Origin of the sequence: Cyanothece sp. BG0011, from assembly GCF_003013815.1 — a bacterium.
In the GTDB taxonomy this organism is placed as follows: Bacteria; Cyanobacteriota; Cyanobacteriia; order Cyanobacteriales; family Microcystaceae; genus Crocosphaera.
This window is the reverse complement of the sequence record NZ_PRLH01000050.1, coordinates 34530-61503: the sequence shown is the minus strand read 5'-3', so window position 1 is coordinate 61503 and position 26974 is coordinate 34530. Positions and strand designations below refer to the sequence as shown.

Here is a 26974-nt window from a genome sequence, read left to right as displayed (position 1 = left end):
ATAACGAAAGAAATTTTAAAAGTCAAGTATTTTTATCAAGATTGTTTTTATTTGGTTTAAAATCTTAATCTATCTTAAATTTGTATCTTTTTCTAACACAATGTAACGTATAATTAATAATTAGTGCTGAAAAAAATTACCATAAAAAATTGTCCAAACTTAGACAAAGTTATACAAAGTTATACAAAAAAGCCCTTGAAGCCGACAATATAAATAATATTTATCAATAAAGCAGTGGATTTGATCTAGAGTCATTGTTTCAAAAAAGAAAATAAAATGAAAAAGCTAAAAAAAGAAAGCGTCAAATTTTACACTTTTAACAATTCGATAAATCAGTCAAGATTGAATCTTTTATAATAGAGTTAAGAGAGTTATAAGCCCCTAATCTATTCATATGAGTGATTCTATTTTTCATACGCTAACTTGATCTAAACCTATTTTGAGAAAAGACTCATGAAGGATATCTTAACCATTAAAGAAGCTGCTCAATTTTTAGGAGTCAGTCCTAAAACCCTCCGTCGTTGGGAAAAAGCAGGGAAAATTAAATCTTATCGAACTCAAGGGGGACATCGAAGGTTCAACCTTGAGGAATTATCCCACACATTGAACTCGGATTTATTAACAATTTGCTATTGTCGAATTAATTACAAACAATCCCTAGAAGACTTAGACAAACAAGTAAATTGTTTAGAGAGTTATTGTCAGTTTTATGGTTGGAATTACGAAGTAATTAAAGACATTGGCAGTGGGGTTAATTATAGAAACGAAGGGTTAAGACGGCTACTTGAATTAATTTGTAATCAAAAAGTAGAAAGATTAATACTAACCCAAAAAAATAAATTACTCAGGTTAGGGGATGATTTAATTTTTACGCTTTGTGAATTTTTTGAAATACAAGTTATTATTATTAACTGTTCAGAAACTGAAAGTATGGAAGATGATTTTACCGAAGATTTTCACGAAATTGTCACCCAACTCAAAGATCGTTTGTATGGTCTTCATCATCCAACTAATGCTAAACTTTTAGAAGAAGTGGAAAAAATCACACTCAAGTATTCAGTGACCAGTAACCAGTGACCAGTGAGTGACCCGTGGCCGATAATTAATAACTAACGAGTCAAAGGATGAATATGGATTTATTAACTGCGGTCATTACCCTTCCTTTTGTGTTTGTGTTCGGTGCTTGCATTGGTAGCTTCCTCAATGTTGTTATTTATCGCTTACCCGAAGGACTCTCCTTAATTCATCCTCCTTCTCGATGTCCCCATTGTGGACACCGGTTAGGAAAAACAGAGAATGTGCCAGTGTTAGGATGGTTATGGTTACGGGGCCGCTGTCGGTGGTGTCGTGCGCCCATTTCCATGCGTTATCCTTTGGTAGAAGGGGTTACCGGTCTATTATTTTGTTTCGTCTTTTGGCAATATCAATTTACCCTTGCAACCCTCGCTTATTGGGTGTTGATCAGTTGGTTAGTGGCCTTATCCATGATTGATTTTGATACCATGACCTTACCAGGAGTCTTAACCAAGTCAGGGTTAGTATTAGGGTTGATCTTTCAAGGGGTGATGGGTTGGCAAGTGGCGCAAACCCCTGAATATTTGATGACTGGTGTTGTCAGTGCAGTGTTAGGAATTTGGTTATTTGATCTCATTGGTTTGGGGGGTACATTAGTATTAGGTCAACAGGCCTTAGGGGGAGGAGATTCTAAGTTAGCTGCCATGCTTGGAGCTTGGTTAGGGTGGAAATATCTGTTAGTCACCAGTTTTTTAGCTTGTTTAGTGGGTTCTATTTTTGGTATGGGAGGAATGATCTTAGGATTTATCGATCGCCGTCATCCCTTTCCCTTTGGTCCGTTTTTAGCCTTGGGTGCCATGTTAAGTTTATTTTGGGGAGAAACCATGATCTCCACTTATATTCGTCTCTTTTTTCCCGTCAGCTAATGGGACGGAATTTGTGCGACGATATATTTACCAATTTCTAAGGATGCAGTGGCGGCCGGCGACGGTGCGTTACAAACGTGCAAAGACTGTTCATCTTGGATCATTAAGAAATCTTCCACTAACTGACCATCCCTCCGCAAAGCTTGGGCCCGTACCCCGGCTTCACAAGGGAGTATATCGTTATCCGTCACCTCTGGGATTAATTGCTGTAAACTATGAACAAAAGCAGCTTTACTAAACGATCGCACAATTTCCTTGATCCCCTCATCGGCGTGTTTGGCTGCCAGTTTCCAAAACCCAGGATAGGCCATCACCTCAGCAAACTCCTTGAGATCAAAATCTGTCTTTTTATACCCTTCCCGTTTCAAACTTAACACCGCATTGGGTCCAGCGTGAATGGTTCCGTCGATCATTTTGGTGAAATGCACCCCCAAAAAGGGAAAGGCTGGGTTAGGAACGGGATAAATGAGACTTTTGACTAAATAGCGTTTTTTCGGGGGTTAATTGATAATATTCACCGCGAAAGGGGACGATTTTTGCCTGGGGGTTCACTCCATCCAGTTGCGCCAGGCGATCGCTATATAACCCCCCACAATTGATAATAAATTTGGCTTTAATCTCCCCTTGACTGGTTTCTAAAAACTTATAATTATTACTATTATTTATCTTCAACACTTTAGTATTAAACCGAATTTCTCCCCCTTGTTGTTCAATGATTTCTGCATATTTTTCGCATACTTTTTTATAGTCAGCAATGCCAGAAGTAGGAACGTAAATTCCAGCTAAACAACTCACATAGGGTTCCTTTTCTTTCACTGCTTCGGGGGGTATTTTCTTCACCTGGAGACCATTTTCTAACCCCCGTTGATAGAGATTATCTAATAGGGGTAACTCCTTTTCTTGGGTGGCAACAATAACTTTACCACACACCTCATGAGGAATATCATGTTTTTGACAAAATTCCACCATTGACTGACTACCGGCGCGGGTAAACTTGGCTTTAAAACTGCCGGGTTTATAATAGATTCCAGAATGGATAACGCCGCTATTATGGCCCGTTTGATGAAACGCTACTTTACTTTCTTTTTCAATGATAACTAATGACGCATCAGGAAACTTTTTTCCTAACATCATGGCCGTGGAAAGTCCGACAATACCTCCACCGATAACAGCAAAATCATACATAATTTTATTAGGCTTAAGTTTAGTGTTAGGTTGGGTTAGACGGCTATCATTGAGGTATATTGCAAAAATATAATAATCCGTCTCAACCCACCACATTCTTGTGTTATGACGGGTTTTCTTTCGGTTTCGTTCCTCAACCTAACTTATGTTTACTATCTTTATGTTTTATAGTTTAAATGATTTTTGATTTCAGTAAAAACTTAAACCTAATTTTCAATTTCAGACTTCATCCGTTCTAATGTCATATTCATTTGATCAAACATTTGTTGGGGAGTCATCCCAAACTGGCCTAACTGAGTTTTTAACTGTTGAACTGTCATTTGTGCCATAAAATCTTCTGATAATTCAAACCGTTTCATAAAAATTTTATAGCGGTCCATGAGGGCTTCCATTTGATCAATGAAAATCTTTTTACCTTCACGGTCAAATTTACCATATTCTCCTCCTAATTGTATCAAAGATTGATAATCTTCAAACAACTTTTTAGCTTCTTCTTGAACCACTTCAGAATCAAAAAATCCCATGATTATCTTCCCTATGTTATTAATTACGATTGACTATAAGCTAAACACTTTTAATTGTAAAGCAGTTGAAACAGATTGAAAACTACGGTTTACCGTATCCTCTTTCAGTTTCACCCTAAACCCCTGGGAACTGTCCCTGCTTGAAACCGTCTTTTACAGTAGACTGGTTTTGTCCATCCATCTGCTTAACCCCAATGGAACAATTGGAAAAGCTACTAAATCACCCAAAAAGCCGTAAAGTGGGGATCATCCTCGCTTTAGTCTCTACTATTGTACCGTGGCCGATCGCTGGTGTGCATAAATTTTACTTAGGCCAACCCCTATGGGGTGTCATTTATTTATTATTATGGAATACTCCCATACCCACTATTGCTTGTGCCATTGATGCGGTATGGTATTTTATACAGGGAGCCGATCAGTTTAATGATCAATTTAACAACTTAGAAAGTGATCCTCATACAGTCTATAAGCAACACATAGAACCCCTACAAGTCAATGTCATTTCTGAAGGGTTACGGGAACTGGATAAACTACGAGAAGAAGGGTTAGTTTCCGACTACGAATTTGAACAAAAACGCCGTAAATTGTTAGATAGAATTAATTAAACAGTGATTAATTAAAGTGTATGATATCAGGCTAAGAAAATTTGTACTAACAGAATAGATAAGGATTGATTCTCATGAAAAAATTGACTCGTTAACTCCTAAAATCATGGTTTTTAGCTCCTTTTCTCAACAATTTAATCCTCGTAAAAGAAAGCTTCGTCAACAAATAGAAAGTGATCCTTTTTATCGGTTTCAGTCCCTAGAAGAAATTGCGATCGCAACGGAGTTAGGGATAAAAATTGATATAACGCAAGCCACTATCGACGACTTATTAAGATTACCTGGGATCTCAATTCATCAAGCTAGAAATTTGGTAGAATTAGTACAAACAGGGGTAGAAATTTTATCCATAGAAGATATGGCGGCAGCCTTAAATATTCCCCTATCCCGTCTCCAACCCTTAAAGCCAATTTTAACCTTTTCTTATTACGATCCCGATAGTTTAATCAACCCGAAAAAAATAAATATTAATACAGCAACCTCAGCAAAAATGCAAGAAATCCCGACAATTTCTAATAATATTATCCAAAAAATAATCAGCGATCGCCAAGAAAAAGGAAAATATAAAAATTTAATTGATTTACAAAAAAGATTGCAATTAGATGCTACAATAATAGAAGAATTAATGCACTATATTACTTTTTAAGTTCGGATTCAAACTAGCTTTAAAATCCTCCTGCCTTTTCAATCAAAAATGTTAACCTTTAAAAAAACAAGCCTCATTGATGCCCCCATAGAAAAAGTCTGGGAATTTCACGAACGTCCTGATGTTTTAGATATTTTAACCCCACCGTGGCAACCCGTTAAAATTGTCAAACGAGAAGGAGGGTTAGATATGGGTGCTATCACAGAATTCCAATTGATGTTAGGGTTTATTCCCATTCGTTGGTTAGCCCGTCATACTGAATGTAATCAGCCCTATTTATTTGTCGATATCCAAGAAATTGGTCCTTTGAAATCTTGGGAACACCGTCATCAATTTACTCCAAAAAACGATCAAACAGAATTAACCGACGAAATTAAATACGAAATTCCTGGGGGTAGAATTGTAGAAATTTTAATTGGGTGGTGGGTTGACTTTCGTCTGCAAGATATGTTTAGTTATCGTCACGAAATCACTCAAAAAATGTTAAACAGTGAACACAGAGAAGAGAGAAGATAGAATCAACAAGGTAAAATTAAGGCTAACTTCTAAAGGGTTAATAACTGATAACTGTTCACAGGTCACAGGTCACTGACAACGGATAACGGGTTATTAAAGAATTAGTTAATAAATGAAACGAAAATCAATTATTATTATAGTATTATCAATAACCCAGAAGGTGAATATACCTACGGGTTATTTAATTGACTCACAAGGGAAACAAAAAGAACAAAATCCAAACACCCCCTATCATTGACCCTAGAGGAAAACAAATTATGATCGTTGTTATGAAAGTTGGTTCACCAGCAGATGAAATTGAACGTATTAACCAGGAATTTACAGATTGGGGATTAACTCCTGAGAAAATCGTCGGTAAACACAAAGTCGTGATCGGCCTGGTAGGAGAAACCGCTTCCCTAGATCCCCTACAAATCCAAGAAATCAGCCCTTGGATAGAAAATGTTCTACGGGTCGAACAACCTTTCAAACGGGCGAGTTTGGAATACCGTCACGGAGAATATAGCGAAGTGATTATTGAGACACCAGATGGCCCAGTGGCCGTGGGTAAAAATCATCCCGTTGCCGTGGTGGCCGGTCCTTGTTCAGTGGAAAACGAAGCCATGATCGTCGAAACCGCCAAACGGGTCAAAGCCGCCGGAGCAAAATTTTTACGGGGTGGGGCCTATAAACCCCGGACTTCCCCCTACGCTTTCCAAGGCCACGGAGAAAGCGCGTTAGGATTATTAGCAGCCGCTAGAGAAGCCAGTGGACTCGGCATTATTACAGAAGTCATGGACGCAGCGGACTTAGACAAAATCGCTGAAGTGGCGGATGTGGTTCAAGTGGGCGCGAGAAATATGCAAAACTTCTCCCTCCTCAAAAAAGTCGGGGCCCAAGATAAACCCGTCTTACTCAAACGGGGAATGTCAGCCACCATCGACGAATGGTTAATGGCCGCTGAATACGTTTTGGCCGCAGGGAACCCCCGTGTTATTCTCTGTGAAAGAGGGATTCGCACCTTTGACGGCAAATACACCCGTAACACCTTAGATTTATCAGTGTTGCCGGTATTACGGTCTTTAACTCACTTACCGATTATGATCGACCCCAGTCACGGCACCGGAAAATCCGATTACGTTCCCGCCATGGCGGCGGCGGCGATCGCAGCTGGAACTGATTCGTTGATGATAGAAGTTCATCCTAACCCGGCAAAAGCTTTATCCGACGGACCCCAATCTCTGACCCCCGATAAGTTTGACCGTGTGATGCAAGATTTATCGATTATCGGTAACACCGTTAATCGTTGGCCGCAAGTAGAAGTCGCTTTAGCGTAAAGTGATGGGCTTTAGCTAAAACGCATTTAAAATGCGTTTTAGCCAGACAAAAAGAAGTGATGCCACATTCAATTAGGGTAGCTTTTTTATTCGGCAAGAATCCCCTAGAAATTTATAATAAAGATTTAGATCAATATATAAGTCAATCATTCTTGATAAAAAAAATCTAGCCTTACTGATATTTTATCAAAAAGTCGCTATGATAAACAGTAGCAAGATTCGTGAAATCTTAGCGACTTTCTTTATAGTTTACTCAAGACCACCCTTTTGCAATTTTAAGTTGATACTATTATGATTGACTCATCTGTCAATACAATTGAAGACTTTGATCTCTCCCGTGAAGAGAGAGTCATTGAAATTCAAAACCTGATTGAAACCCTACGCATTGCTGATGAAATCGCTGATAAGGGTTATTTAATCACTAGCTCAGAATTAGCGGATTTAATGGACATCAATGCCAGTGCGGTCACCAGTCGTGGCGATCATTGGTCTTGGCGTAATTGGGTTGTTTCACGGGTTCGCCGAGAAGGAAATCAAATTCTTTGGCAACTCGAAAAAATTGATTAAGTCTGAAATCAGGCCAAACTATTTTGTTAAACCCCGTCAGTTACGACGGGGTTTAACGCTGTTCAGGGAACTAATCAGAGCCGATGGCAGACATAAGAAATAACACCAAGGCTACTTCATCATCTAGATAACCCTTCCTCACAGATTATGCTCAATCGTATCCGTCGCTATTTTTCAACCCTTCCGTTAACCTTAGTGATGTGGCAAATGATGACTCCTTTAACGGTAGCTACTCCCCCTCGTAACCCCGACAAAACCGTAGAATGTGAGTTATTAGTCGTAGGGGGCGGACTAGCAGGAACAGCGGCCGCCTATGAGGGCTTATTGGCAGGGAAAACCGTCTGTTTGACCGAGATCACTGACTGGGTTGGGGGACAACTCTCCTCTCAGGGAACTTCGGCCCTAGATGAGCGTCCTACTCAGCGATCGCAGTTAATCTATCCACGGGGTTATTTAGAATTACGGGAACGCATTAAAGACTATTATGGGGAACTTAACCCCGGGGACTGTTGGGTGAGTGAGTCTTGTTTTCTGCCAGAAGATGGTCATAAAATTCTCAAGGCCATGTTAGACGATGCCGCTAAAAAGGGAGGAGGACAACTTAACTGGTTCCCCTCAACGGTGATCAAAGATTTAACCATCGAAAAAAATCCCAACGGGGGAACGGGAAAACAGATCATGAGTGCGATCGCCATTCAACATACCCCCAGAGAAGGCGCACCCCCCTTAAATACCTATCCCCTCTCCCAAACCATCGAGGATGCTTACACCTACGAAGATTCTAAGTTATTCAACAAAACCATTATCAAGTTTATTCCCAAGCCTCATGATAAACCTGAACCCTCTGATTGGTACGTCATAGAAGCCACAGAAACCGGGGAAATTATCGCTTTAGCGGATGTTCCCTACCGTTTAGGGATCGATCCCCGTTCCTATTTAGAACCCTCTTCTTCGAGTGCCACGGGTGATCCCTATTGCACCCAAGGGTTTACTTATACCTTTGCCATGGAAACCACCGAAGAGCGGCAAACCTATGAATTACCTGATTTTTACCTTCAATATTCCCCTTACTATAGTTATGAACTCGAACGGTTAGCAGATTTTGATTTAGTCTATACTTATCGTCGTATTTGGAGTCCCCAACAGGGTGAGCAAAAGACCTTTGGGGGTCTGACTTTCACCGTTCCCACCCCTGGAGACATTTCCATGCAAAACTGGACCTGGGGGAATGATTATCGTCCCGGTACGTCTAGAGATAACCTTATTTATACCCGTCAACAACTAGAAGAAATGGGTCAACTCGAACCCGGCAACTGGATGGGGGGGTTACGGACCGAAACCTTACGAAAAGGGGAAGAACATTCTATCGGTTATTTTTATTGGTTAGTGGTGGGAACCACTGACTCCCAGTTAGGAGAGGGGGTAAAAACCCCAAACCCCTATCATGTTTATTTAAGCGGTTTAGACTCTCCCATGGGAACGGTTCACGGGTTATCGAAATATCCCTATATGCGTGAAGCAAGGCGCATTATTGGCCGGGAATCATTTATTTACGCAGATGGGTTTATGGTCAATGAAATTGATATTTCTCGTCGCAACTATCAAGATGATTATTATAAAAATACCCTCTCTCCTGATACCTATCGTCGCTTACACGGTGCTTTAGCCGGGTTAGAAGGGTTTAAGATCCTCAGTGGGGATGCTTCTCCTGAACAAGTGACTCGACGCAAGCGATCGACCATTTATCCTGACTCTGTGGGTATTGGTCATTATGCCATTGATTTTCATCCCTGTATGACGGAATATCCCGCGGAAAAACCAGGGAATACGGAGCGGAAAGGGGAAAGAATGGGTCAAGGTCAAGCTTATCCTTTCCAAGTGCCTCTACGGGCTATGTTACCTCAAAACATCGATAATTTGCTGGTAACGGGGAAGAGCATTGCGGTGAGTCATATTGCTGCAGCCGCTTATCGGGTACACTCGTTTGAATGGTCTTCCGGGGCTGCTGCTGGAACGACTGCGGCCTTTGCTATTGATGAGCAAATTTTACCCTATCAATTAGTTGAAGAACCCATTTTTCGCTCGAAAAAGTTACAAGATTTACGACAAAAATTAGATGCTAACAACAATCCGACAACATTTCCTAATACGTCTATCTTTAATAATGATTGGGAGGATTGGAGATAATTAGTTATTAATATATCTAGCTCATAGAACTAAGTAGGGTGGGCATTGCCCACCTTACAAGAACTAATATCAATTATTAATGATGCACGACAAGTTACAATAAGGAACAATACAATTAGAAATGGTCTTTTTACCGCTCTTTCTGGCTAATAACTCCCCAATAGAAAATCAACCCCCTCAAGAAATTGTCCAACCGCAAGAGGTTCGTCCCCTTCCTGGGAGACTTAATCATATTCCTGTTTTCAATAGCAATAGTCCTGAATTAGTTCAAAAAGAAGGGATTTTACTCTCAACCTTTCCCCCTTTAGGAAAACGAGAGCGCAGCGCACACTTAGACTATTTATTTGTGAGGCGGTTTGACGTTTTTGCCCATCATGTGGCATCTGCCCCCAATCCAGAGGATTTACGAACCTTATATTTAGGGGTTCTTCTCCATAACCCCACAAGAACTCCTGTTACTGTCAATATTCTACAAGGAGCGACTTATCTAAGCCAACCCGATGCTCCCTTTATTGAATTACCTCCTCAAGTAGAAGATCCATTAGGGACAGTTTATGCTGGGCCTGGGAGTCGAGTCATGGGAGAGATCCTCAGAGAAACTCGTCAAGAAATCTCTGGTCCGGAACTGGTTATCCCGCCAAAAGAAAGCCGAATGTTACTCAATTTACCCATTCCTGTCAAAGACCTTGAGCCTCCATTAAATGGACGTTCTGCTTATTTTCGGCTCAAAACTGATGGCAGCCTTTATGCGGCTAGTTTAGCGAAGTTTGCCCCCATCGATGAGAACACAGGAGAAGAACGCCCCCCAACTCTAGAGGAGTGGGAAACGCTGTTGGTCTCAGGAGAATTAGTAACACCTCGCGATCGCCCCCCTTCACGCCCTGAAGATAATCAGTTAATCTATGGACGAGTTGCTGGAGTCTCTAGAGGTTCGGTTTGGTATGCTAGATTAACCAATGGTCAAAGATATCTGACTATCCCAGAAGTTGGACAAAGTCTCTCTTATGGACTAAGTACCCTTGAGGGAGGAACTTTTGGCACGAATCAAGTCCAAAGCGCACCTTTGATGGTCCGTTATCCTGATACCGCTTACGAATCTCATGGGAATTACGGGGTACAATATAGCGTGACAATTCCCCTCTACAACCCCACTCCACAGAAGCAAAACGTGACCATCAGCGTACAAACCCCTCTCAAACAAGACAGCATAACTGATGAATTGCGTTTTCTATCGCCCACCCCTAAATCAGTTTTTTTCCGAGGAACAGTGCGAGTAGGTTACATTGATGAGGCGGCAACTTGGCAAACTCGCTTTTTTCATCTGGTACAACATCGGGGTCAGATGGGTCAACCCCTTGTGCATCAAACTATTCCCTCCCAAAGATGGCGACTGGTTCGCTTAGATTTTCTCTATCCTCCTGATGCTACACCCCCGCAAGTGTTAACTATCAGAACTGACCCCTCGTTTGAGCCTTAATTTATAAACGTAAGTTCGACATTTTTGTATTGTGCAGTGGATAAAGAAGCAAATACTTTAGACCTCATGCTGAAAACTAACTTCGAGAAAAACGAATGAATTTTTATTATCTAAATTTGAAAAAAATAAGAATTTTTGGTTTGATTTTATCCTTTATTTTTACATCTTATCTACCTTTGAAAGCCAATGAGGTCAATTCTAATATAAATAGTAATACAGAAAATACGTCAGTTTGTGAAACTGATTTGAAACCAACAATAGATGATATTTTAAACAAGGAAAAATTAAAGCGATCGCATTGGGGTATTTTAGTTAAAACCTTAGATAAGCAAACCCCGTTATATGAGTTAAATTCTCAAAAATATTTTATTCCTGCTTCTACTGTTAAACTATTAACCACAGCAGCAGTATTGATTCAATATGACTCTAATTATCAAATAAAAACCCCTGTCTATGCTTCGGGATCATCTCCTAATTTAACCGTTTTAAAAGTTGTAGGAAAAGGCGATCCAACCTTAAAGAGTGAACAGTTAGAAACCCTTGCTAAACAGTTAAAAACTCAAGGAATTAAACGCATTGAAAACTTAATTGTAGAAGATAATTCTGCTGCAATGCAAGTTATCAATTCTACTTGGGAATGGGAAGATATTCAGTTTTATTATGCACCATCAGTTAATCGTTTAATTCTCAATGAAAATGCTGTTATTTTAACCTTAAATCCTCAAAAATTAGGAGAAAAATTAACAATACAATGGTCTGATTCCATTGCAGGACAACAATGGAAAGTTAACAATCAAACTATAACAGGTGAAGAAAATAGTCCTTATTCTGTTTCAATTAATCGTAATTTTGAAGCACCTTTATTAACCATTACTGGAAGTTTAGCCAGCAATTCTGATCCTGATCCTTTCGGAATGGCAGTGGTTAACCCAGGAAAATATTTTTTAGATTCCCTACGATTTTATTTAGAAAAAGAAGGAATCACTATTATTAATTCTGAGGTGAGTTATGGGGATAGTGAAAGGGATAATTTAGCCAAAATAATAGAAATTAAATCAAGTTCTTTACAAGAAATGATCACAAAAGCCAATCAAGAAAGTAATAATTTATATGCAGAAAGCTTGCTTAATCTTTTGAGAGATGATAAGATAGAAAATAGTAAGATTGATAACTTAAAAATAATTCTGACTCAATTAGGATTAGAGCCGAATTTATATCACTTAAAAGACGGTTCGGGGTTATCTCGTCATAACTTAGTCACCCCGGAAGCATTGGTTAACTTACTCACCTTAATGATCAAAACCCCAGACGCTAAAATGTATCGTAATTCTTTAGCCATAGGGGGGACGAATGGAACCCTAAAAAATCGGTTTAAAGATACCATTGTAGAAGGAAAAATACAAGCTAAAACAGGAACTTTGTCGGGATCATCTTCTTTATCAGGGTATATTGAACCTGGAAATTATGAGCAATTAGCTTTTAGTATTATGGTTAATCAATCCGACTTACCCCCATCAGAATTAAGAACTATTATTGACCAAATTGTTATTAAGTTAGGACATATTAAACAGTGTTGATAAAATAACTGTAGTCTATTTCATCGCTGTTAATAAAGCAGAAAGCGCATGATTTTCGTGGGAATTAATTTCTTGATCAAACCAAGCAATTTTAACTGCAATGGGAAAAGTGACAGCAGCAATATCGGGGTCAACCCTTTTTAATAAATCGGGAGATTGAGGCACTTTAAGAGCGGATTTAATCCCCGATAACATAGAATCATCAAGATTCAAAGCAACTAATTGATGTTCGATTTCTGGCCAAGTAATCTCTTGGTGGGGATCACTGACTTGAATTAAATAAGCTAATAATCGCGCAATTTGTAGCTGATGAGACTCATGAAAGTTATGTGAAGAGGTTACACGATTGTTTTCCTGGGGATCAGGCGATCGCAGATTATTTAAAATACGACACCAGTCTCCATCATCACAAGAATCCGGTTTACCCACTCTTAAGGCCACATGGATGCGATCGCTTTCAGGACATAACTTAGTCACTTGAGCTTCAACCCCAATATAACCTAACCATCGAGCGATGGTTTCTACTAAGGTGGTTTGAGTGGTGTGAGAGTTGGCTAAAAGACGGACTTGTGTGTTAACCAAAGGACGCACAATTTGTGAGAGCATAGCACCTCATCTTCAGATTCTCTATCATTTTCTATTGTAAGGCTCCATTTCTTCTCTAACTGGCCGTTTTGATACGATTTCAAGATTCATTGATATCTAACTCATATCTTGCACCTTCGATTACACCCCCCACACCCCCCTTTATAAGGGGGGCAGGGGGGGTAAGGGGCAGGGGGGTAGGCAAAAGGCAAGAGCGGTGAGACCCCGCGCCTTCGCATCTGCGCAAGGGAACGCTCACCAAGACAGGCAAAAGTATCTTATTTTAAGGCTAACTGCTTGAGCATTGACTGTCTTTTTCTTAGCCATCAAGTTATTTTGTAAGGCGTGCAAGATGTCAGTCTAAGGAAAACCCCTGATGATACAAGAGATAGTCATTTAAGGTTAAAAAAACTACCTCAGAGGTTGATCAAAAGGGGTACATAGGGATTTTTAGTGACAAGAGCATTCCCTACAAGGAGTAGGAAACCTCCTTACCCAATAGAAGTAAACTTAGGGTCTAGAGTTCCGATCTCTGTTGATCTCATCAGCATAATTGATTAAATTTACTCTAATTTGCGGAAACTTTTCTAAGGTATTCGATAACTGCTCAATATCTAAGATATGAATATGATTGGCTAAGATTTTGCTATAGTTGATCAGCATTTGACAATGATGAGTCTGTCCTAATTGTTCGAGGTTATCACAAAATTTTTGCAGTTCCGATAAGATCATTCTTCGACGCATTAAGTTCCAGGAATTATCTTCTATTTGTTGTAGTTCTTCTAATAACTCAGATAAATTATTAATCTTTTGATAGTCGGATTCTGTGAGGGTAAATTTTATCTGACTTTGTTGTTCTGCTTTCTGCACTAAAATATTACTGAAAACCTCAACAAGATCACAATAGTTAAGCGGTTGAGAGAGAATTCTTTCAAAAAGATTTGGGTGATTTTCTCTGATGTTTAGCGGAACATCTGTCATGGCAATGATAGGAATATTTTTAATTGTATTTTGTCTGGTTAACAGTTCTAATGTTTCTAGACTATTATCAATATTGTGAAGAGAGAAGTTAATTAATATGGCATCAAGACAATAATGGTTGGCTAAATTAATGGCTATTTCTTGATCATTGGCAAAAAATAAATTGTGTTTGCTTCCTGCAAAATAACCCTCAATTAATTCACAATGGGCAGGAACCCTATCAAGGACTAAAATCGTCATTTTATCAAGATCGTGAAGAGTTTTTTTATAAGACTTTCCCTGAGTCTTTTCTGTTAAATCAATAATTTTTACATTAGGAAAAGTCACAGTAAAAGTAGATCCTTTTCCCCATTCACTCTCTAGGGTTATCGCTCCCCCTAAACATTCCGTTATTTTTTGGGTAATAAATAGACCTAAACCATTACCTCCATACCGATAATTATCTTGTCCTTTACTTTGGGTAAAGGCTTCAAAAATTCGCTCCTTATCTTCGTCTTTTATACCAGTTCCTGTGTCTTCTATAATCATTTTTAATGTACAGTATTGACTGTGTAAGTCTTCAATACTAACAACAATTTTAATATGACCTCTTGTGGTAAACTTAAAGGAATTACCAATAAGATTGACTAAAATCTGACGTAATCGTAAAGAATCAAATTCAATTAATTGAGGAACATTATCTTGAATATTGATTGATAAATCAACTTGTCCTTGTGAGGCTTGATTAGAAAAAAGATTGACGGTTTCTTTGATAAGTTTTCTAAGGGAAAAAGGATGATAATTTAGTTCTATTTTTCCCGCTTCAACTTGATTAATGTCTAGTAATTCGTTAATCAAAGATAGCAGGGAATGACTACTATTATAAATGGTTTCAACATATCGATAAATACTCGGTTCATCTACTTTCAATTTCAACTTGAGAAGTTCAGAAAATCCTAAAATTGCATTCATTGGAGTGCGAAGTTCGTGACTCACACTTGCTAAAAATTCCGTCTTTGCTTGATTGGCTAAATCCGCTTCTTTCTTAGCTTTTATTAGGGCTTCTTCTGCTTTTTTTCTAGCGGTAATTTCTCTAAAAGAAACCAAATAAACCGATTCGTTTTCCCATTCTGTTAGGGTGACATTCATTTCTACTAAACCCGTTCTCTGATTAGATTTAATAATTTCTAATTCTACGGGTTTATCTGGTTTATTACTCATAATAGGAATGCCAAAATCATAATCTAATAAATTTCGTAAGGGTTGCTCAAAAATCTTGGTAGCCGCAGGATTAGCAAATTTAATTTTTCCTTTTTTATTAACAATAATAATACCATTATCAATATTATAGACCAAATCTCTAAATTGATTTTCTTGCTTGATTAATTGAGATTCTATTTTGATTCTTCGTTGAATTTCTTGCCGTAAGTTTTTATTGGTTTTTTCAAGTTGATCTGTTCTTGCTTTGACTAATTTTTCTAAATTTTTGTTAATGGCTTCAAGTTCCGTCTCTGCTTGCATTTTTTCTAACTCTCTAGCAGCATTGATGGCAAAAATATCAATAATTTTGGTTAATACTTTGGTATTTTTAAGGGGAGAACAATTCATAACACAAAGTAAGCCGATCCCTTCTCCTTTTTGATTATATAAAGCTGTCCCTATATAACTTTCAATATTATTTTTTTGAAGTAAACTATCATCTTTAAATTTTTTTCTAATATTATCATAACAAACATATTTGCCTTCTTTGATGACAATTTCACAAGGGGTATTACTTAATTGATAAACACAATCATCACATTTATGCCCCCGAAAACACCCGGCTAAAGTCATAGCAGAATCATCACTTTCTAATTGACTAATAAAAGCATAGTCTACTTGTAAAACTTGAGTTAAATGAAACACCAATGATTCAAAAAAACCCTGTTCATTGGCTGAAGAAATGCCTAAAAAGATATGGTGTAACAGTTCAGACAAACTTTGAGCATTGGTGAGACTTTTGAAATTACTGTCCATCTTTTTTGTATCATTGGCAACATGAGAATGAATAGAAGAATGGGTTAACATATTCCACCAAGGGATAAAGAACATGATTAAGAATATCTAACTTTTAGGCTAAAGAGTTGATAATTATCATACAATTTTTGTAATTAGCGAAGAAAATAATGAGGGATAGATTATAATAAGAGACTTTGTGGTCTTTTCTTAACAATCGAGTCATAAAAATCTTGTCTCTCTTTAATATAAACAATTCTCAAAGATAGCAAGAAGCATGAAGCAAAAATTAATCGTTGCTACTGGTAATCCGGGAAAACTGCAAGAAATGCAAGAGTATTTAACGGGATTAGATTGGGAGTTGCACCTTAAACCCCCCGAAATCGACATCGAAGAAACCGGCACAACCTTTATGGAGAATGCTTGTCTCAAAGCCTCTCAAGTGGCCAAACGTCTAGGGGAATGGGCGATCGCCGATGATTCCGGGTTAGCGGTAGAAGCCCTCAATGGTGCGCCGGGGCTGTATTCTGCCCGATATGGTAACAGCGATCAAGAAAGAATTGAACGATTATTAAACGAGTTAGGCAATCAGGACAATCGTCAGGCTCAATTTGTATGTGCGATCGCCATAGCCCGTCCTGATGGTTCCATTGCCCTACAAAGCGAAGGCATTTGTCAAGGGGAAATCCTCAAAACCCCTCAAGGAAACGAAGGGTTTGGTTATGATCCAATTTTTTATGTTCCCCCATACCAGCAAACCTTTGCCCAGATGACACCGGAACTGAAACGAGATGTCTCTCATCGGGGTCAAGCCTTTGCCCTTCTCCTACCCCAATTAAAACAGAGGACTTAGGAGATCCCAAGTCCTCGGAACCCTTAAATCGCTTCGAGATCGCTTTCTCCAGTCCGAATGCGGATAATTTGGTCCACAGGAGACACAAAAATCTTGCCATCTCCAATTTCTCCTGTCCGCGCAGAGGCTGTCAGTTCTTCAATCACCATGTCCACCTGATGATCTTCGACAACAATTTCCACCTTCAGTTTTTGGAGGAATTCTACAGTGTACTCAGAACCGCGATAACGTTCGGTTTGTCCTTTTTGTCGTCCAAACCCCCTAACTTCAGAAACTGTCATACCAACAATTCCAGCGTTGACTAAAGCGATCTTCACTTGGTCTAGTTTAAAGGGTCGGATAATCGCTTCTACCTTTTTCAAAGTGGGTTACTCCTCGTAATCTAGCTTTATTCGTTGTCTACTATAGATAGAAATCATGGGAAACTTGACCATAAACCCTAAGATTTTTAAGCATTGGTCAATCCCTCCTTACCCCCCACACCCCCCACACCCCCCTTTATAAGGGGGGCAGGGGGGGTTAGGGGCAGGGGGGGTTAGGGGCAGGGGGGGTTAGGGGCAGGGGGGGTGTGGGTTAACCCTCCAGGGTAAAAAAGGTGAGTTCTGGGGGACAAAATAAGCGTATGGGCGCGATACTCATACCAATACCAGGGTTAACATAAAGCTGATTACCCGATGTCCCAAAGCCTTTGGCCCAACCATCAGCATAGACTTTATCTTTCTGAGTAAACCTCAACCAGGACCATTGAGGGAACCCTGGAATACGCACTTGTCCCCCATGGGTATGGCCTGCTACGGCAAAGGGGGCTGAATTTTTAGGAAACTGCTCGAAGGTATCGGGATTGTGCATCATCACAATTCTGGGACTATTATTGTCGATCGCATTGAGTGCTTGCTTAACATTATCTCTACTGGCCCATAAAGAACCCACACCCACTAAATATAACGGCTCATTACTATTAGGGAGTTCGAGTCTAATGGCTTCATTTCTTAAAACTTGGATACCGGCCTCTTCTAAGGCTATTTCTAATTTTTCTGCTTGTTCGGTTGAGGGTTGGGCTTTTTTGCTACTCATACCATAGTCGTGATTCCCTAGCACTGCATAAGTAGGGATACCGGCATCGACCAAAGGACGGACGATGTCTACTGCGGTTTCGATCTCGGATTCAATATTAGAACCCGGATGATAAACAAAATCACCACTAATTAAAGCGATCGCTGGTTTAGCTTCTAGGATCTTAGCAACGCTGCCCCTAGCCGTACCGCGATTATCACCCCATAATCCAATTTGAAAGTCTGACAACTGTGCTATTTGTTTACCCGACCAAGATTGAGGTAAATTAGGAATTTTTGCTGTTTCATTTTCTATATTAAGAATGCGAGGTTCGATAAAACTCCAGATAATCAATAAAACGATGATGCCAACGATTCCTAAAGTCGTATATTTAGCTTTATGAGCTAGATTTTTCATAATAATTTCCAGGTAAAAGGCAAAAGTCTCTTTTTTATTTAGCTTCAACCAAAAATATTCTGACCGATTCCCTCTTTTTTTGACTCTCTCGAAGGTGCAAGATATGACACTTGATCCCAGAAAAATGACCACTTATTTAAAACAACCCTCCTATCCCTTGCATCTTTTTGAAACCGTAACCTCTACTAATCAAGTGGTTTGGGATCTTTTAGGAGAGGGGAACCCTTTCCCAGTCGTGGCCATCGCCTCTCAACAAACCGCAGGACGAGGACAATGGGGGAGAAACTGGGTTTCCGATGCCGGAGGTCTTTATTTATCAATTGGTCTAGACATCAACCTTGAAGCTCAAAATGCGCCTCATCTGACCCTTTTTACTGCCTGGGGTATTGCCCAAAACTTACGTCGTTATGGACTCCCGGTACAATTAAAATGGCCCAACGATTTAATTTTAGAAGGACGCAAATTAGGGGGAATTAAAAGCGAAACCCGCATTCACAACCAGATGATTACCCACGCTGTCATTGGTGTGGGGATTAATTGGGATAATCCAGTTCCCGATCCTGGCATTACTATTCAATCTTATGGTAACTCCCACGAAATCGATTGTTTAGAAACTTTGTCCGCTATTACCATTAATGGGGTTTTCGAGGGTTATGACAATTATCTGAGAGAGGGGGTGGATAACTTAGTGAGAAATTATGTACAAATATTGGATAGTGTCGGGCGTAAAGTTATCATTGAAGGTATAACAGGAACTATCATCGGTGTTAGCACTCAAGGAGAATTAAAGGTTTCTTTGCAGTCCCCAGGGTCCAAAACCACCCTCACTCTACCCCCAGGAACCCTATCCCTTGGTTATCCACAAGGGGAGTCGATACCCTAACTGAATCAAACGTAAAAAGAGGAAGACGTAAGATTATGCAAGCGATTTATATTCCCCATTTACTACAGACCCTTAATCGAACCCAAACCCTTGTTCTTGATGATTTTATCCCTGAATTAGACACTTTAACCCCCTTTCGAGGCAAAATGATGATCCGTCACGGGGGAACTTTTCTCGAAGTGAGTGTGACAGGAGAAACCATTATTACCTTAACTTGCGATCGCTGTTTACAACAGTATAATCGTCGTCTAAGTTTGGATACCTCGGAGATTATTTGGTTAAATAAAGATGCAGAATTAGCCGAAAATTATCCTCAAGAAAGAGAAGTTGCTTGGGAAGATTTATCAGAAAGTTTATCCCCACACGGTCATTTTGATCCTCAAAGTTGGCTTTATGAACAATTATCGTTAGCTATCCCCTTAAGACAGTTATGCGGTAAAGATTGTCAACCTCCTACCCCAAAAACTGATGATGATAAACCAACAATTGATAGTCGTTGGTCGGGTTTAGAAGCTTTAAAACGACAACTATCACAGTAATAATAGGCAGTAATCAGTTGTTAATTAATGTGAGGTTAGGCAAGAGGCAAGAGGCAAGAGGCAACCGAAAAATGATTAATAGATAATCAGAAAAAATACTGAAACTTTATTTTTCTACCTCTTCTATTCCCCTTACTCTTAAAAGACCATTGTTAGTTCACTGTTAATCAGTTTAGTTTAGGGGATTCTATGATCAAAAAAATTGAAAAAGTTGCTCTTTTTGGTGGTACTCATGGCAACGAATTGACAGGAATTTATTTAATTAAAAAGTTCCTCAAGAATCCCCATTTACTGAAACGAGAAACCCTAAAAGTATTTCCATTTTTATCTAATCCCAAAGCGATAGAATTGAGTGTTAGATATACAGAAATTGATCTGAATCGATGTTTTGCTTCAGAAGATATAGAAAATTTAGATAATATTTTGTATGAGCAACTTTTGGCTAAAACCATTCATCAAAAGCTGAGAGATAATCAGATTAATTTTTTGGTTGATATTCATAGTACAACCTCGGCTATGGGATTAACCATTATTCTTTCTGATCAAAATGATTTTCATTTACAATTATGTAGTTATTTAAGTTTAATTTATCCTGAACTTAAGGTTTTATACTATGTTTCAAACGAAACCAATAAGCTATTAAGAAGTAACACAGAATTAGGATTAACCATAGAAGTCGGTGCGATTCCTCAAGGGGTTTTAGAGGCAGAATTATTCATTAAAACTGAACAACTTATTTATAGTTTATTAGATTTTTTGGATAAATATAATCACAATGAAATTGAGAAAAAAAGTCATAATTTAGTTGTTTATGAAGTCTTTGAAAGAATTGATTATCCCAGAGATGGAGAAGAAGTTATAGCAATGATTCATCCTAATTTACAATCAAAAGATTATCAAGCTATTAATTTCGGTGATCCTTTATTTATTACGTTTAACGGAGAAATAATTACTTATCAAGGAGATAGTAACGTTTATCCTGTCTTTATTAATGAAGCAGCTTATTATGAAAAAAGTATCGCTATGTGTTTAACAAGAAAACGAGAAATTACTGTAACATTTAATCCAATTCAATAATAAAAGGAGTGGGTGCTTTTTACCCACTCCCCTGAATAAAAAATCCTGCTATTTCGGTTAAATTTTCAACAATAGAATGATTAACAAGGTAGAGGTTACACAGGCAAAAAATGTTCTAATTTCGTTCCATCGATTCCAACGGGTTTCAAAGTTTAAACGGGCTGATTTTAACGTTGTTTCATTCATATTAATAACATCCCAAGTTTTTAGTTTGTTATTCAAGGGAACATTAATCATGAAAGTCGGTAATTGAACCCCAAAAATGTACAATAGCGCACTAATAATCAGCAGAGGCACTAAACCATTTAATTGCCCAATACTAAGTATGGCAGAAACAATTAAAAATACTACTGAACCAACCCAAACTAAAACAAAAATCGGCTGATTGTTCTGAATAATGCCATCGATAACCTGAAAACTGCGGATAAATTCTTTATCATTTAAACGTCGTATTCCCGGCATCACTACTAACATAAAAGCAAACAAAAATCCAGCTACCAAAGAACAAAATAATGTCGCTATACTCAAGGAAATGGGTAAGATTAAGTCTGTTAACATAAAACACTCCTTTTATTAATTTAATAAGATAAACTGGGTGCTTGGTGAAGATAGACATCATCAACCAATTGCTTCAAGATAAAATCAGCCACATCAGCATGGGTAATTTTTAGTTTTGAGGTCTTATCCGTTCCTGGAAAACCGTGACGATACTTACCTGTAACGGACCCTTCTATAAAGGCACCGGGCCGAATAATCGTCCAATCTAAACCACTGTTTTGCACCATTTCTTCTTGTCGTTGATGGTCCGCAAACACATTCCGCAAAATCAAGCCAAACATAATATACTTCCAGTAAAAATCAAGACTTCCCCAACTCTCACCCACTCCTAAAGTGGTTTGACAGATTAACCGTTTCATCCCACATTTTTTCATTGCTAGGATAATGTTTTGAGTGCCTTGTGAGCGCACCATCCCCGTTAACTTTTTCCCAGAACCCAGGGTACACACCACTATGTCTTGACCTTGTAATGCTTGTTGGACCCTTGCGCTGTCCATTACATCTCCCTGAAATAGTGTGAGTTTGGGGTGCTTAATATCGAGTTTGAGGGGGTTTCGTGCAAAAGCTGTCACCTCATGGCCTTGTTCAAGTGCTTGTTTTACCACTTGCTGACCCACATTCCCAGTTGCACCAAATACTACCAGTTTCATCATTCATATCTCCTAAATCGTAACAACACTGTCAGCTTAGAGATTTTTTGGTTGAGAAACTATCTCATTCTTGCTTTACTTGAACAATCTTGCGGTCAATTTTTCATTTCTTGCCTATAATTTAGTCAAAAAGCATGAATCCGACTCATTTACCAACACAAAGGCAACGGCCCGAAAACATCCGCGTTGAACACCTTCGCAACCCACCCGGAGAAGGTAACTATTTTTGTCAGGATAAACATACTATATTTATCTCCCTCTCCCAACGTCCCCTTGAATATCTGCAGATTCAGGATGGTGTGAGTTACAACGGGTTATATCGTCCTGGGGAACTATTGATTACCCCTGCTAATGTACCTTTATTTGTTCAATGGAAAGGTCAAGAAAATTGTTTACAAATTCAAATAACAACTGAGTTTTTGCAGAATATTGCTCAAGAAACCCTTGATTGTGATAGTAACTTTTTTCAACTCATTCCTCAATTTCAGGTGCATGATTCCCATATTCAAGGAATTACGATGATGCTGCTTGAAGAATCTCAAAAAGAAGTCTCTAACAATCAACTTTATCTTGACTCCTTGTCTAACATTTTAGCGGTGAATCTCATCCGAAATCATAGCACAACTAAGCCTATATTACCGATTTATCAAGGAGGATTATCACCCTATCAACTCAGTCAAGTTTTTAATTATATTGAGGCTCATCTTGACGAAAATCTGAAACTAGAAAATCTAGCGCAATTACTTGATATTAGTCAATTTCATTTTAGTCGTTTATTTAAGCAATCTGTTGGTTTATCTCCTCATCAATACTTAATCGAGCAACGAATAGAACGGGCTAAACAATTATTGAAAAAAAACAATCAATCTATTCTAGATATTGCTTTAAATTGTGGGTTTAGTAGCCATAGTCATTTAAGTAAACAGTTTCGACAAGTAACTGGGGTAACTCCTAAAGCTTATCGGATGAATTAGGTAGGTAGGCATAATTAAATGGATGAAACTTGTAGGGTGGGCAATGTCTTAAATAGTTTCTAGGTAAGGTTTACAAGCGTTTTCTTAGTATTGCCCACCTTAGGTTTATTTATAATCACTTATATAGGTAAAAATGAAATGTATGAATCTAGTTATGTTTTAGAGACTCCTATTAATTATAGAAAAAAATATGGACAGTTTTTTACACCTTCTTTAGTTGCTTCTATTATGGCTAAATGGGTCACAGAAAATCATCCTAAAAAAATACTCGATCCTGCTTTTGGTTTGGGTATTTTTTATGAAGAAATCAGCAAATTAAACTTACAATATCAATGGCATTTTACCGCTTATGAAATTGATACTAATCTTCTTAACTACCTAGATAATTTTCAAAAGAATAATCATTTTACTCTTGTTAATCAAGACTATTTAAAATCAGATATAAACTATTATGATGCAATTATTTGTAACCCTCCTTATCTACGGTTTCAGAAATTTATAGATAGACATGATATTCTACCAAAAATAGAACAACAAATCGGTAAAAAATTAGGGGGATATTCTAATATTGCTTCTATTTTTCTCATCAAAGCATTACAGCAACTCAACCGTAATGGAAGACTTGCTTTTATTCTTCCCTTTGAATTTTTTAATACAGGATATGGAAAAGAAATAAAAAAAACACTAATAGAAAATAATTTATTAAAACAGATTGTTATTTTTGCTAACGAAAAAGACATTTTTCCTGATGCAACCACTACTATTTGTATTTTATTATGTCAAAATGATCAAATAAAACAAGATATTAAAATAACGAATATTAATAATACGCAAGACATTAAAGAAATAGCTAATATTAGTAACTATTATCATCATCAACTAACTCATAATAAATTACCTTATCAAAAGAAATGGACACCCATTATTTTATCCTTACTCTCTGATCAAAAAATTCCCGAAGGTTTCTGTAAACTGTTAGAATATGGTACATTTAAGCGAGGTATTGCAACCGGTGCAAATGATTTCTTTGCGTTAAATAAAAGCAAAATTGAACAATTACAACTTAATGATAATAATCTATGTCTATGTATCACGAAAAGTAATTTAATTAAGACAGCTATCTTTACTGATAATGATTTAGAATTACTGATTAAACAAGATAAATCTATTTACTGTTTAGATGTGAAAGACATCAATAATGAGGCAATTCTAAATTATCTTAAAATCGGAGAAGAAAAAGGTTATGATGAAAGGTATTTAACCAAAAATAGACAACCTTGGTATAAACTAGAAAAACGAGAACCTGCACCTATTTTATTCGGTGTTTTTAATCGAGGAAGATTAAAAGTTATTCGTAATTTTACCAAGGCGATTAATTTTACTTGTTATCATGGTTTCTATCCGAATATTTTCGGAATTAATATGATTGATAAACTATTTATCTATTTAATTAGTGATATTGGGCAAGATGTTATTAAAATGAACAAAAGAAGCTATGGTAATAACTTAGATAAATTTGAACCAGGGGACTTGAACAATAGTTATTGTCCCAATATAAAACAATTTAATACTATGAATGAACAACAAGTTAATCAGATTATCGAAATAGCTAAAATAGATGAAAAAGAGGCAATTTTACTGAGTAATAAATTAATTAAACAGATAATATCAAAATAAAATTCTATAGGGTTTTTTATTCTGATGAGGTATATGTTAAACTCCTGACTATTACCACCCCCTCTAACTCCCCCTTTTATTAGGGGGAGAACCCTTACCACCCCCTCTAACTCCCCCTTTTATTAGGGGGAGAACCCTTGCCTGTTGCCTTAAAGCAATCAACTGTGTACCTTATGAGTATGAGAACTACTATATGTTAAATAATCAATCAAAATATATTTATTTACATGGATTTGCATCTAGTCCCCAGTCTATCAAAGCTCAAAAATTCAAGGATCTTTTTGCTGCTGAAAATATACCTTTAATTATCCCTGATTTAAATCAAAACGATTTTTATCATTTAACCTTAACCCGACAAATTCAACAACTATCAACTTATTTAGAAAATGAGCAAAATTCTGTCATTTTAATTGGTTCAAGTTTAGGAGGCTTAACCGCAACTTGGACAGCAGAAAAACACCCAAAAGTTAAGGAATTAATTTTATTAGCACCTGCCTTTAATTTTTTCACCCATTGGTTACAAAGTATTGATAAAAATACTCTTGATACCTGGAAAAAACGAGGAGAATTATCAATTTATCACTATGGATACGACAAAGAATTACCCTTAAGTTATCAATTCATAACTGATGGAAAAACTTATGATGAAACGACGTTAAAGCGTCCCATCCCTACTTTAATCTTTCATGGTAAACATGATGAAGTTATTCCCATTGAATCGAGTTATGATTATGCTAAAACAAGAGAATGGGTTAAACTAATAGAACTGGATAGTGATCATGGGCTAACGGACATGATTCCTGAAATTTGGAGACAAATTAAAGATAATATATGACTGAAATTCGTGATAAAATCGTCTGGCTTACTGGGGCATCTTCTGGTATCGGGGAAGCCTTAGCCTATCAATTAGCAGCCAATGGAGCTAAACTAATTTTATCCGCTCGTAGAGAACAAGAATTACAACGAGTTGCCCAACATTGTCAACAGGAATATAAGGCCAACGTAAATATATTATCTCTGGATTTAAGTCAATCTGAAACCTTGATTACTAAAGCTCAACAAGCCTTAAATTGTTATGGGAAAATTGATATTTTGATTCACGGAAGCGGAATAACTCAACGCTCAACTGCTACAGAAACTCAAATAGACGTAGAAAGATATATGATGGAAGTGAATTTTTTTGGAGCGATCGCTTTAACTAAATTTATCTTACCTCAATGGCAACAACAAAAATCAGGTCATTTAGTTATTATTAGTAGCTTAGTAGGAAAATTTGGCACACCTTTGCGTTCAACTTATGCCGCTTCTAAACACGCCTTACACGGTTATTTTGACTCATTAAGAGCAGAAATATGGCGAGATAACATTAAAGTGACTCTCATTTGTCCAGGATATATTAACACCAATATTTCCTTAAATGCCTTAACCGCAAATGGACAAAAATGGAACAAAAAAGATCAACATCAGGCACAAGGTATTACCCCCGAAAAATGCGCCAAAAGTATTATTAAAGCCATTCAAACGAATAAAGCAGAAGTCTATATCGGCAAAATAGAAATTTTAGCCATTTATATTAAACGGTTTTTTCCTCGTATTTTTAGACAGTTAATCAGAAATTTTACACCCAAGTAAAACCCCACACCCCACACCCCACACCCCACACCCAACAGAAAAGCAACCATAAAAAACACTTTCTTAGGGTTATTTTTGTAGAGTTTACGGTTTAATAGAGATTAGGAAAAATTTAGAACATCGAGAGGAGTTAATCAAAAACAGTGTTTGTCCTCAATGGTTACGAATATGTCTTGGGTTTTCTACTCGCTTGTAGTTTAATCCCCATTCTCGCTTTAACCGCCTCCAAAATTTTACGGCCCAGTGGCGGTGGACCCGAAAGACGCACCACCTACGAGTCAGGAATGGAACCCATCGGCGGAGCTTGGATTCAATTCAATATCCGTTACTATATGTTTGCCCTCGTATTCGTGGTATTCGACGTAGAAACCGTCTTTCTCTACCCCTGGGCCGTTGCCTTTAGTCGCTTAGGTTTACTAGCCTTTGTCGAAGCATTGATCTTTATCGCCATTTTAGTCGTCGCCCTGGTTTATGCCTGGCGGAAAGGCGCGTTAGAATGGTCTTGATGAAGTCAGAAGTCAGAAGTCAGAAGTCAGAAGTTGTTCTTATAAGGGGTTTAACTACTCCAAATCAAAAAACTT

At 37.9% G+C, this 26974-nt stretch carries 26 protein-coding genes and 1 pseudogene; 19 read left to right on the top strand and 8 right to left on the bottom strand.

What is annotated here, in order from left to right; all coding sequences use genetic code 11:
• Positions 1-453 precede the first annotated feature (453 nt).
• Together C4E06_RS07305 and C4E06_RS07300 are read left to right on the top strand one after the other, a co-directional pair.
• Positions 454-1077, top strand: a complete 624-nt coding sequence (locus C4E06_RS07305; RefSeq protein ID WP_107667468.1) for an IS607 family transposase — start codon at positions 454-456, stop codon at positions 1075-1077.
• 53 nt (positions 1078-1130) lie between these two features.
• Entirely contained in the window at positions 1131-1940 is an 810-nt protein-coding gene (locus C4E06_RS07300; protein WP_107667467.1) for an A24 family peptidase, read from the top strand.
• On the opposite strand, the pseudogene lhgO reads toward C4E06_RS07300, so the two are convergent.
• Both lhgO and C4E06_RS07290 read right to left on the bottom strand, forming a co-directional pair.
• Positions 1937-3125 (bottom strand): annotated as a pseudogene (gene lhgO, locus C4E06_RS07295) (L-2-hydroxyglutarate oxidase). The gene C4E06_RS07300 and the pseudogene lhgO overlap by 4 nt on opposite strands.
• A gap of 206 nt (positions 3126-3331) precedes the next feature.
• Positions 3332-3649 (bottom strand): DUF1825 family protein, encoded by a 318-nt coding sequence (locus C4E06_RS07290; RefSeq protein WP_107667466.1) that lies wholly within the window; start codon positions 3647-3649, stop codon positions 3332-3334.
• Between the two features lie 194 nt (positions 3650-3843).
• Here C4E06_RS07290 and C4E06_RS07285 point away from each other — a divergent pair, with 194 nt between their 5' ends.
• The 8 genes from C4E06_RS07285 (at position 3844) to dacB (ending at position 12540) form a co-directional block, all read left to right on the top strand.
• Positions 3844-4254 carry an NINE protein gene (locus tag C4E06_RS07285; RefSeq protein ID WP_107667465.1) on the top strand — a complete coding sequence of 137 codons (411 nt, stop codon included), beginning with the start codon at positions 3844-3846 and terminating at the stop codon, positions 4252-4254.
• Between the two features lie 106 nt (positions 4255-4360).
• The gene (locus C4E06_RS07280; protein WP_107667464.1) at positions 4361-4900 is read left to right on the top strand and encodes a ComEA family DNA-binding protein; all 540 of its coding nucleotides are present in this window, start codon (positions 4361-4363) and stop codon (positions 4898-4900) included.
• Positions 4901-4948: 48 nt separating this feature from the next.
• Positions 4949-5416: an SRPBCC family protein gene (locus C4E06_RS07275; RefSeq protein ID WP_107667463.1), complete on the top strand. Its 468-nt coding sequence runs from the start codon at positions 4949-4951 to the stop codon at positions 5414-5416.
• Positions 5417-5673: 257 nt separating this feature from the next.
• Complete coding sequence (gene aroF / locus C4E06_RS07270) at positions 5674-6732, top strand: 3-deoxy-7-phosphoheptulonate synthase (protein ID WP_107667462.1); 1059 nt, start codon at positions 5674-5676, stop codon at positions 6730-6732.
• 291 nt (positions 6733-7023) lie between these two features.
• Complete coding sequence (locus tag C4E06_RS07265) at positions 7024-7299, top strand: hypothetical protein (RefSeq protein ID WP_107667461.1); 276 nt, start codon at positions 7024-7026, stop codon at positions 7297-7299.
• 147 nt (positions 7300-7446) lie between these two features.
• Entirely contained in the window at positions 7447-9486 is a 2040-nt protein-coding gene (locus C4E06_RS07260; protein WP_107667460.1) for an FAD-dependent oxidoreductase, read from the top strand.
• Between the two features lie 121 nt (positions 9487-9607).
• Positions 9608-10963 carry a DUF3370 domain-containing protein gene (locus C4E06_RS07255; protein WP_107667459.1) on the top strand — a complete coding sequence of 452 codons (1356 nt, stop codon included), beginning with the start codon at positions 9608-9610 and terminating at the stop codon, positions 10961-10963.
• 95 nt (positions 10964-11058) lie between these two features.
• Positions 11059-12540, top strand: coding sequence for a D-alanyl-D-alanine carboxypeptidase/D-alanyl-D-alanine-endopeptidase (dacB, locus tag C4E06_RS07250; RefSeq protein ID WP_107667458.1), 1482 nt, complete (start codon positions 11059-11061; stop codon positions 12538-12540).
• Between the two features lie 15 nt (positions 12541-12555).
• Here dacB and C4E06_RS07245 read toward each other — a convergent pair whose 3' ends face one another.
• Positions 12556-13146, bottom strand: a complete 591-nt coding sequence (locus C4E06_RS07245; RefSeq protein WP_107667457.1) for a hypothetical protein — start codon at positions 13144-13146, stop codon at positions 12556-12558.
• Between the two features lie 489 nt (positions 13147-13635).
• The gene (locus C4E06_RS07240; RefSeq protein ID WP_198648392.1) at positions 13636-16176 is read right to left on the bottom strand and encodes an ATP-binding protein; all 2541 of its coding nucleotides are present in this window, start codon (positions 16174-16176) and stop codon (positions 13636-13638) included.
• A 181-nt stretch (positions 16177-16357) separates the two neighbouring features.
• On the opposite strand from C4E06_RS07240, the gene rdgB reads away from it, so the two are divergent.
• A complete protein-coding gene (gene rdgB, locus C4E06_RS07235; RefSeq protein WP_107667455.1) occupies positions 16358-16933 on the top strand; it encodes an RdgB/HAM1 family non-canonical purine NTP pyrophosphatase in 576 nt (191 codons plus the stop codon).
• 23 nt (positions 16934-16956) lie between these two features.
• Here rdgB and C4E06_RS07230 read toward each other — a convergent pair whose 3' ends face one another.
• Both C4E06_RS07230 and C4E06_RS07225 read right to left on the bottom strand, forming a co-directional pair.
• Positions 16957-17295, bottom strand: a complete 339-nt coding sequence (locus C4E06_RS07230) for a P-II family nitrogen regulator (RefSeq protein ID WP_107667454.1) — start codon at positions 17293-17295, stop codon at positions 16957-16959.
• 211 nt (positions 17296-17506) lie between these two features.
• Entirely contained in the window at positions 17507-18403 is an 897-nt protein-coding gene (locus tag C4E06_RS07225; protein ID WP_107667453.1) for a metallophosphoesterase, read from the bottom strand.
• Between the two features lie 103 nt (positions 18404-18506).
• On the opposite strand from C4E06_RS07225, the gene C4E06_RS07220 reads away from it, so the two are divergent.
• The 3 genes from C4E06_RS07220 to C4E06_RS07210 all read left to right on the top strand — a co-directional run bounded on the left by C4E06_RS07220 (position 18507) and on the right by C4E06_RS07210 (position 20902).
• Positions 18507-19286, top strand: a complete 780-nt coding sequence (locus C4E06_RS07220) for a biotin--[acetyl-CoA-carboxylase] ligase (RefSeq protein ID WP_107667452.1) — start codon at positions 18507-18509, stop codon at positions 19284-19286.
• A gap of 35 nt (positions 19287-19321) precedes the next feature.
• Positions 19322-19825: a DUF177 domain-containing protein gene (locus C4E06_RS07215; RefSeq protein WP_107667451.1), complete on the top strand. Its 504-nt coding sequence runs from the start codon at positions 19322-19324 to the stop codon at positions 19823-19825.
• Between the two features lie 189 nt (positions 19826-20014).
• Positions 20015-20902, top strand: coding sequence for an aspartoacylase (locus C4E06_RS07210; RefSeq protein WP_107667450.1), 888 nt, complete (start codon positions 20015-20017; stop codon positions 20900-20902).
• Between the two features lie 57 nt (positions 20903-20959).
• Here the strand turns inward: C4E06_RS07210 and C4E06_RS07205 are convergent, their stop codons facing one another.
• Together C4E06_RS07205 and C4E06_RS07200 are read right to left on the bottom strand one after the other, a co-directional pair.
• Complete coding sequence (locus tag C4E06_RS07205) at positions 20960-21460, bottom strand: DUF1772 domain-containing protein (protein ID WP_107667449.1); 501 nt, start codon at positions 21458-21460, stop codon at positions 20960-20962.
• Positions 21461-21480: 20 nt separating this feature from the next.
• Complete coding sequence (locus tag C4E06_RS07200; protein ID WP_107667448.1) at positions 21481-22110, bottom strand: SDR family oxidoreductase; 630 nt, start codon at positions 22108-22110, stop codon at positions 21481-21483.
• 134 nt (positions 22111-22244) lie between these two features.
• Between C4E06_RS07200 and C4E06_RS07195 the strand changes: the two genes are divergently transcribed.
• From C4E06_RS07195 to ndhC, 5 genes are all read left to right on the top strand, one after another.
• The gene (locus C4E06_RS07195; protein ID WP_107667447.1) at positions 22245-23084 is read left to right on the top strand and encodes an AraC family transcriptional regulator; all 840 of its coding nucleotides are present in this window, start codon (positions 22245-22247) and stop codon (positions 23082-23084) included.
• A gap of 138 nt (positions 23085-23222) precedes the next feature.
• On the top strand, positions 23223-24761 hold the full coding sequence (locus C4E06_RS07190; protein ID WP_198648391.1) for a class I SAM-dependent DNA methyltransferase: 1539 nt from the start codon (positions 23223-23225) through the stop codon (positions 24759-24761).
• Positions 24762-24954: 193 nt separating this feature from the next.
• Positions 24955-25596 (top strand): YqiA/YcfP family alpha/beta fold hydrolase, encoded by a 642-nt coding sequence (locus C4E06_RS07185; RefSeq protein ID WP_107667446.1) that lies wholly within the window; start codon positions 24955-24957, stop codon positions 25594-25596.
• Entirely contained in the window at positions 25593-26393 is an 801-nt protein-coding gene (locus C4E06_RS07180) for an SDR family oxidoreductase (RefSeq protein WP_107667445.1), read from the top strand. Before C4E06_RS07185 ends, C4E06_RS07180 begins: the two co-directional genes overlap by 4 nt.
• 143 nt (positions 26394-26536) lie before the next feature.
• Entirely contained in the window at positions 26537-26899 is a 363-nt protein-coding gene (gene ndhC, locus C4E06_RS07175) for a photosynthetic/respiratory NAD(P)H-quinone oxidoreductase subunit C (protein ID WP_008275059.1), read from the top strand.
• Positions 26900-26974 lie beyond the last annotated feature (75 nt).

Excerpts from the sequence above, each read along its gene's own strand:
- C4E06_RS07205 (WP_107667449.1), bottom strand. The coding sequence starts at position 21,460 with ATGTTAACAGACTTAATCTTACCCATTTCCTTGAGTATAGCGACATTA.
- C4E06_RS07260 (WP_107667460.1), top strand. The coding sequence starts at position 7,447 with ATGCTCAATCGTATCCGTCGCTATTTTTCAACCCTTCCGTTAACCTTA.
- dacB (WP_107667458.1), top strand. The coding sequence starts at position 11,059 with ATGAATTTTTATTATCTAAATTTGAAAAAAATAAGAATTTTTGGTTTG.
- C4E06_RS07280 (WP_107667464.1), top strand. The coding sequence starts at position 4,361 with ATGGTTTTTAGCTCCTTTTCTCAACAATTTAATCCTCGTAAAAGAAAG.
- C4E06_RS07290 (WP_107667466.1), bottom strand. The coding sequence starts at position 3,649 with ATGGGATTTTTTGATTCTGAAGTGGTTCAAGAAGAAGCTAAAAAGTTG.
- C4E06_RS07215 (WP_107667451.1), top strand. The coding sequence starts at position 19,322 with ATGCAAGCGATTTATATTCCCCATTTACTACAGACCCTTAATCGAACC.
- C4E06_RS07200 (WP_107667448.1), bottom strand. The coding sequence starts at position 22,110 with ATGAAACTGGTAGTATTTGGTGCAACTGGGAATGTGGGTCAGCAAGTG.
- C4E06_RS07195 (WP_107667447.1), top strand. The coding sequence starts at position 22,245 with ATGAATCCGACTCATTTACCAACACAAAGGCAACGGCCCGAAAACATC.
- C4E06_RS07300 (WP_107667467.1), top strand. The coding sequence starts at position 1,131 with ATGGATTTATTAACTGCGGTCATTACCCTTCCTTTTGTGTTTGTGTTC.
- C4E06_RS07190 (WP_198648391.1), top strand. The coding sequence starts at position 23,223 with ATGTATGAATCTAGTTATGTTTTAGAGACTCCTATTAATTATAGAAAA.
- C4E06_RS07240 (WP_198648392.1), bottom strand. The coding sequence starts at position 16,176 with ATGTTCTTTATCCCTTGGTGGAATATGTTAACCCATTCTTCTATTCAT.
- C4E06_RS07180 (WP_107667445.1), top strand. The coding sequence starts at position 25,593 with ATGACTGAAATTCGTGATAAAATCGTCTGGCTTACTGGGGCATCTTCT.
- aroF (WP_107667462.1), top strand. The coding sequence starts at position 5,674 with ATGATCGTTGTTATGAAAGTTGGTTCACCAGCAGATGAAATTGAACGT.
- C4E06_RS07225 (WP_107667453.1), bottom strand. The coding sequence starts at position 18,403 with ATGAAAAATCTAGCTCATAAAGCTAAATATACGACTTTAGGAATCGTT.
- C4E06_RS07265 (WP_107667461.1), top strand. The coding sequence starts at position 7,024 with ATGATTGACTCATCTGTCAATACAATTGAAGACTTTGATCTCTCCCGT.
- rdgB (WP_107667455.1), top strand. The coding sequence starts at position 16,358 with ATGAAGCAAAAATTAATCGTTGCTACTGGTAATCCGGGAAAACTGCAA.
- C4E06_RS07255 (WP_107667459.1), top strand. The coding sequence starts at position 9,608 with ATGGTCTTTTTACCGCTCTTTCTGGCTAATAACTCCCCAATAGAAAAT.
- C4E06_RS07285 (WP_107667465.1), top strand. The coding sequence starts at position 3,844 with ATGGAACAATTGGAAAAGCTACTAAATCACCCAAAAAGCCGTAAAGTG.
- C4E06_RS07210 (WP_107667450.1), top strand. The coding sequence starts at position 20,015 with ATGATCAAAAAAATTGAAAAAGTTGCTCTTTTTGGTGGTACTCATGGC.
- C4E06_RS07220 (WP_107667452.1), top strand. The coding sequence starts at position 18,507 with ATGACACTTGATCCCAGAAAAATGACCACTTATTTAAAACAACCCTCC.
- C4E06_RS07275 (WP_107667463.1), top strand. The coding sequence starts at position 4,949 with ATGTTAACCTTTAAAAAAACAAGCCTCATTGATGCCCCCATAGAAAAA.
- C4E06_RS07245 (WP_107667457.1), bottom strand. The coding sequence starts at position 13,146 with ATGCTCTCACAAATTGTGCGTCCTTTGGTTAACACACAAGTCCGTCTT.
- C4E06_RS07305 (WP_107667468.1), top strand. The coding sequence starts at position 454 with ATGAAGGATATCTTAACCATTAAAGAAGCTGCTCAATTTTTAGGAGTC.
- C4E06_RS07185 (WP_107667446.1), top strand. The coding sequence starts at position 24,955 with ATGTTAAATAATCAATCAAAATATATTTATTTACATGGATTTGCATCT.